General features: G+C 73.0%; 1 protein-coding gene. It reads left to right on the top strand.

The annotated features are described in order from the left end of the window. The coding region (locus ABT001_RS35425; protein ID WP_502967581.1) for a type I polyketide synthase at positions 1-7,310 on the top strand (7,310 nt) is incomplete at both ends.

Raw genomic sequence — 7,310 nt, 5'->3', positions numbered from 1 at the left:
CGTCATCTGGTGGAGCGTCATGGTGTGCGTCATCTGTTGTTGGTGAGTCGTGGTGGTCCGGCTGCTCGGGGTGTGTCGGAGTTGGTGGCGGGGCTTCGTGGGTTGGGTGCTGAGGTGGGGGTGGTGGCGTGTGATGTCGGTGACCGGGATGCGTTGGCGGTGGTGTTGGGGAGCGTTCCTGTGGAGCATCCGCTGACCGGTGTCGTTCACGCGGCCGGCATCGCCGACGACGGCGTCATCGACGCCCAGACACCTGAACGTCTCGACGCCGTCCTGGCGCCCAAGGCCGACGCTGCACTGGCCCTGCACGAACTGACCGAGGGCCTCGACCTGGCCCTGTTCGTCCTCTACTCCTCGGTCGCGGCCACCATCGGCTCCCCGGGCCAGGCCAACTACGCCGCAGCCAACGCCTATCTCGATGCCCTCGCCCAGCACCGGCACGATCGAGGGCTTCCGGCGACCGCGCTGGCCTGGGGCCTGTGGGAGCGCACAGGAGCCATCGGCGGCAACCTTGGCGTGACCGACCGGGCGCGCTTCGCACACGTGGGCGCCGCTCTCTCCGACGACGACGGCCTTGCCCTGTTCGACGCGGCCACGGCCCGCCCCGAGCCCCATCTCATACCCATGCGACTGGACCTCGCAGGGCTGCGTTCCCGCGCGGCCGACAACGAGGTTCCCGCGCTGCTGCGCGGCCTGGTCCACACCCCCGTACGCCGTGCGGCGGCCCAGGACTCCGGGTCGTTCACGGCCGACCTCGCGGCCCGTAACCCGGCGGACCGCACCCGCGTGCTCGTCGAACTGGTGCGCACCGAAGCCGCGGTCGTACTCGGCCACGGCTCGGCGGAGGCCGTGGAAGCCGGCCGCGCGTTCCGTGACCTCGGCTTCGACTCGCTGACGTCCGTCGAACTCCGCAACCGGATCAACTCCGCCACCGGTCTCCGGCTGCCGCCGACCGCGGTCTTCGACCATCCGAGCCCGGACGCGCTCGCCGCGCACCTGGACGCCGAACTTCTCGGACCGGACACCCCGAGCACCGTCCCCGCGACGGGACGGCCCATGGCGGCCCTCGCCGACGAGCCCATCGCCATCGTCGGTATGGCCTGCCGCTATCCGGGCGGCGTCACCTCGCCGGAAGACCTCTGGCGACTGGTCACCGAGGGCGTCGACGCGGTCGGCGGCTTCCCGGCCGACCGCGGATGGCCCGCAGGGGACGCCGACGGGAACGCGTACGCCCGTGTCGGCGGTTTCGTCCACGACGCCACCTCGTTCGACGCCGGACTGTTCGGCATCTCGCCTCGCGAGGCCCAGTCCATGGACCCCCAGCAGCGGCTGCTCCTCGAAACCTCCTGGGAGGCGTTCGAACGCGCGGGCATCGACCCGCTGTCGCTTCGCGGCAGTCAGGCAGGTGTCTTCATGGGCGTCGCCGCCTCCTACTACGGCCTGGACGGCGAGGACGTCACGGGCCATGGCCTGACCGGCACCGCCACCAGTGTCGCCTCCGGCCGCCTCGCCTACTTCTTCGGTCTCGAAGGCCCGGCGCTGACGGTGGACACCGCCTGCTCGTCGTCCCTGGTGGCCCTCCACCTCGCCGCGCAGGCCCTGCGCAACGGCGAGTGCGATCTGGCGCTGACAGGCGGCGCGACCGTCATGGCGACACCCGGCATCTACCACGAGTTCAGCCGGCAGCAGGGTCTCGCGTCGGACGGCCGCTGCAAGTCCTTCTCCGCCGAGGCGGACGGCACCGGCTGGTCCGAGGGCGTGGGGGTGCTGCTGGTCGAGCGGCTCTCCGACGCCTTGGCCCGCGGACACGACGTGCTGGCCGTCGTGCGCGGCTCCGCCGTGAACTCGGACGGTGCGTCGAACGGTCTGACGGCGCCGAACGGGCCGTCCCAGCAGCGTGTCATCCGTGCCGCGCTCGCTGCCGGGGGGCTGGAGCCCGGTGATGTGGATGCTGTGGAGGCGCACGGTACGGGGACGAAGCTGGGTGACCCGATCGAGGCGCAGGCGTTGCTGGCGACGTACGGGCAGGACCGTGACGTGCCCTTGTGGCTGGGCTCGTTGAAGTCCAACATCGGGCACGCGCAGGCCGCCTCCGGCGTCGCGGGAGTCATCAAGACGGTCCAGGCCCTGCGCCACGGAACACTGCCCCGCACCCTGCACGTGAGCGCCCCCACGCCCCAGGTGGACTGGTCCGCGGGCGCCGTGGAACTGCTCACCGAGAACCGCCCGTGGCCGACGGCCGGCCGCCCGCGCCGCGCTGCCGTTTCCTCCTTCGGGGTGAGCGGAACCAATGCCCATGTCGTCCTGGAGCAGGGCCCCGCACCGGAGGAGCCCGTGCTGCGGGCGACCTCGCCCGCGATCCCGTGGGTGCTCTCCGCCCGCAGTCCCCAGGCCCTGCGGGCCCAGGCCACCCGGCTGGCCGACCGACTCACGGGGGACGGGGGCCTCCACCCGGTCGACGTGGCGGTCTCCCTGGCACGCGGCCGGGCCCGCCTCGAACACCGGGCTGTGGCCGTCGGGCACGACAGGGAATCCCTGCTGGCCCAACTCGCCGACATCGCCGTGGACGGGACGTCCGTGGTCCGTGACATCGCGGAACCCGGCCGCCTGGCCTTCCTGTTCACCGGGCAGGGCTCACAACGAGTGGGCATGGGCGCGGAGCTGTACGCCTCCTACCTGGTGTTCGCGGAGGCGTTCGACGCGGTGTGCGCCCGTGTCGGTCTGGAGCGTCCGCTGCGGGAGGTGGTGTTCGAGGACGGTGCGGCGCTGGACCGGACGGTGTACGCGCAGGCGGGGCTGTTCGCGTTGGAGGTGGCGCTCTTCCGGCTTCTGGAGTCGTGGGGTGTGCGTCCCGACGTGTTGGTGGGTCACTCGGTCGGTGAGCTGGCTGCTGCTCACGTCGCCGGTGTGCTGTCGCTGGATGACGCCTGCCGGCTGGTCTCCGCGCGCGGCCGGCTGATGGACGCGTTGCCCGACGGCGGAGCCATGCTCGCCGTCGAGGCGGCCCAGGACGAGCTGGAGCTGCCTGAGGACGTGGACCTCGCAGCCGTCAACGGGCCCACCGCGCTCACCGTCTCGGGCCCGGTCGAGGCGATCGACATGCTGGAGGAGCACCTGCGCGCGGAGGGCCGGCGGGTCAAGCGCCTCTCCGTCTCGCACGCCTTCCATTCACACCTCATGGAACCGATGCTCGCCGAGTTCGCGAAGGTCGCCGAGTCCCTGACCTACCACAGCCCGTCCATCACGGTCGTCCCGACGGCCTCGGGCACGATGGACACTCCCGACTACTGGGTACGCCAGGTCCGTGAGCCCGTCCGCTTCGGCGACGCCGTGGCCTCCCTCGCGGGAACACGGACCTTCCTCGAACTCGGCCCGGACGGTGTCCTGTCCGTCCTGGCGCGAGAGGTCCAGGGAGACACGGCCGCCGTCCCGGTGCTCCGTTCCGGCGGTCACGGAGAAGCGGAGACGCTGCTGCGAGGCGTCGCCCGCGCCCACGCGCGGGGCACGGATGTCGACTGGCCGGCGGTGACGGGTGAAGGCCGACGGGTCGACCTGCCGGTCTACCCCTTCCAACGCACCCGGTACTGGCCGGAGCCGGGAGACACCGCGCGAAGCGAGGACGGGGAGTTCTGGACCGCGGTCGCATCCGGGGACGCGGATGTCCTCGCCGGGCTGCTCCGGGTGGCTCCCGACCAGGCAGGCACACTGCTGCCCGCACTGACCACCTGGCGCCGGAGCCGCAGTGAACGTGACCAACTGAACGCCTGCCGCTACCAGGTGGGCTGGGACGCACTCGCCCCGGCCGCCGAGATCGTACGACTGAACGGCACCTGGGCCGTGGTGGCCGGCACTCCGGCCGCCGACGTGGTCGCCGTACTGGCCGCCGCGGGCGCGAACGTCGTGGAGCTGACCCCCGCGGACCCTGTTCCCGCAGACGCGGCCGGAGTCCTCGCACTCCTCGACGCGCCCGCCCTCCTGGGGCTGACCGCCGCACTGCACGGCACCGGCACACCGCTCTGGGCCGCCACCCGTGGCGCCGTCGCCGTGAACCGTGCCGAACGGGTCACCGCGCCGGGCCTCGCCGAGGTGTGGGGGCTGGGCAGGGTCGCCGCACTGGAGATACCGCGCGGCTGGGGCGGTCTGATCGACCTCCCGGCAACGCTCGACACACGCACCGGCGCCCGGCTGGCCGCCGTGCTGAGCGGCGGCGATGACCAGGTGGCCCTCCGGGCCGACGGTGTCTTCGGCCGCAGGCTGCGCAGGGCCCCGCTGCCCGCGGCGCCGTCCCGGACCTGGACGCCCACCGGCCCCGTACTGATCACCGGCGGCACCGGCGCACTCGGTGCGGAGATCGCCCGCTGGCTCGTCGGCCGGGGTGCCACCGAACTGGTCCTCGTCGGCCGCCGGGGCCCCGAAGCGCCCGGAGCCGGTGACCTGATCGCGGAACTGGAGCAGTCGGGTGCCACGGTGAGTGTCGAGGCCTGCGACGTCGCCGACCGCGACGCGCTGGCCGCACTCCTCGCTCGCCACCCCGTGACGACCGTCGTCCATGCCGCGGGCACCGACACACCCACACCACTCGCCGAAGGTGACGTGGATGCGTACACCGACGTCGTACGGGCCAAGGCGGTCGGCGCCCGTCACCTCCACGAACTGCTCGCCGACTCCACCACCGTCGACACCTTCGTCCTGTTCTCCTCGATCGCCGGCGTCTGGGGCAGCGGCGGGCAGTCCGCCTACGCCGCTGCCAACGCCTACCTCGACGCGCTCGCCGCGCACCGGAGGGGCCTCGGTCTGCCCGCCACCTCCGTGGCCTGGGGGCCGTGGGCGGGTACCGGCATGGCCGCGGGGGAGGCAGCAGCCCAACTGCGCCGCCGCGGCCTGCGCGCCCTCTCTCCGGAGCGGGCCCTCGCGGCACTCGGCCAGGCCCTCGATCACGACGAGACGGCCGTGACCGTGGCGGACGTCGACTGGCAGCGCTTCGCACCCGCCTTCACCGCGACCCGGCCCAGCCGTCTCCTCACCGGGTTGCCCGAAGCGGCGGAAGCCCTGCACACGCCGGACTCCCCGGCCGCCTCCTCCTCCTGGGCATCCGGCCTCGCAGCCCTCGGTGCCATCGAGCGGGAGCGGGCGGTGACCGCTCTGGTGCGGGCACAGGTCACCGCCGCACTCGGCCACGCGGACGCCGACGCGGTCGACGTCCGGAAGCCCTTCAAGGACCTGGGCTTCGACTCGCTCACCGTGCTCGACCTGCGGGACCGCATCGCCCGGGCCACCGGGCTCACCGTCTCCGCCGTGGCCCTCTTCGATCACCCGACCGTCACCGCGCTCGCCGCACACCTCATCGCCCGCCTGCCCGGTGCCGGGACGGGAACCGGCACGCCCGTCACGGTGACACGGCCGACGGCGGACGACCCCATCGCCATCGTCGCCACGGCCTGCCGGTACCCCGGTGGAGTGAGCTCGCCGCAGGACCTGTGGGACATGGTCGCCGCAGGCCAGGACGGAGTCGGCGGATTCCCCGACGACCGCGGCTGGGATCTGGAGGAGGACGTCGACTACACCAGGGCCGGCGGTTTCGTCATGGACGCCACCCGCTTCGACGCCGCTCTGTTCGGCATCTCACCTCGCGAGGCGCTCGCCATGGACCCGCAGCAGCGTCTCGTCCTGGAGACCTCGTGGGAGACGTTCGAACGGGCCGGTATCGCCCCCACCTCGCTGCGGGACACCCGGACCGGCGTCTTCGTAGGAGCCTCCAACTCGGCCTACGGCGCGGGTGCGGTCATGCCCGCCGAGACCGAGGGACACGTGCTGACCGGCACAGCCAACAGCGTCCTCTCCGGCCGTGTCGCCTACACCCTCGGACTCGCGGGCCCCGCCGTCACCGTCGACACCGCCTGCTCCTCCTCGCTGGTCGCCCTGCACTGGGCCGTCCGCGCGCTGCGGGACGGTGAGTGCGACCTCGCGCTCGCCGGTGGTGTCACGGTGATGCCGTCGCCCGGTGCCTTCGCCGAGTTCGCCAAGCAGGGCGGGCTCGCCGCCGACGGACGCTGCAAGTCCTTCTCGGCCGGGGCCGACGGCACCGGCTGGTCCGAGGGTGTCGGCATGCTGCTGGTGGAACGCCTCTCGGACGCCCGCCGCAACGGTCACCGGGTGCTGGCCCTGGTACGCGGTTCCGCCGTCAACTCCGACGGAGCGTCCAACGGTCTCACCGCCCCGAACGGCCCGGCACAGCAACAGGTGATCCAGGACGCGCTGGCGTCGGCGGGCCTGACACCCTCCGACGTGGACGCCGTGGAGGCGCACGGCACGGGTACCGTCCTCGGCGACCCGATCGAGGCGCAGGCCCTGCTCGCCACCTACGGCCGGAATCGTGAAGTGCCCCTGTGGCTCGGCTCGTTGAAGTCCAACCTGGGGCACACCCAGGCGGCCTCCGGCGTCGGCGGCGTCATCAAGATGGTGGAGGCGCTGCGGCACGGGACACTGCCCCGCACCCTGCACGCGACCGAACCCACCCCGCACGTGGACTGGACGGCCGGGGCCGTGGAACTCCTTACCGACGCGCGCCCCTGGCCGGAGACGGACCGGCCCCGCCGGGCGGGCGTCTCCTCCTTCGGCGTGAGCGGCACCAACGCCCACACCATCATCGAGGAAGCACCGAAGGAGCCCTCGATCGTCACCGACCGGGCGCAGGCCCCGTCCCCGATGGTCCTGTGGCCGCTCTCCGGGCATTCCGAGGCGGCCCTGCGCGATCAGGCCGCCGGCCTGCTCGGCCTTGCCCGCACCACCGACCGCTCCGCCACGGACATCGCCCACGCCCTGGCCACCGGCCGGGCCCACCTCGAACACCGTGCCGTCGTGCCCGGGGGTGACCTGGAGGCACTGGCCGCCCTCGCGGACGGCCGCCAGGCCCCGAACGCGGTGCGACGGACTGCCCGGGACGGCCGCCTGGCCCTCCTGTTCTCGGGCCAGGGGTCGCAGCGGGCCGGCATGGGACGCGAACTGTACGCATCCTTCCCGGCCTTCGCGGACGCCTTCGACGCGGTGTGCGCGCGGGTGGACCTCGACAGACCCTTGCGGGACGCGATGTTCGAGGACGGAACGGCGCTGGAGCGGACCGTCTACGCCCAAGCGGGTCTCTTCGCGCTGGAGGTCGCGCTCTTCCGGCTCCTGGAGTCGTGGGACCTGCGCCCTGATGTGCTGGTGGGTCACTCGGTGGGTGAGGTGGCGGTGGCGCACGTCGCCGGTGTGCTGTCACTGGACGACGCCTGTCGGCTGGTCTCGGCGCGGGCGCGGTTGATGGACGCGCT

Origin of the sequence: Streptomyces sp. NPDC002793 (assembly GCF_040295485.1) — a bacterium.
In the GTDB taxonomy this organism is placed as follows: domain Bacteria; phylum Actinomycetota; class Actinomycetes; order Streptomycetales; family Streptomycetaceae; genus Streptomyces.
The sequence above is the reverse complement of the archived record's forward strand: the minus strand, read 5'-3'. Positions and strand labels throughout refer to the sequence as shown.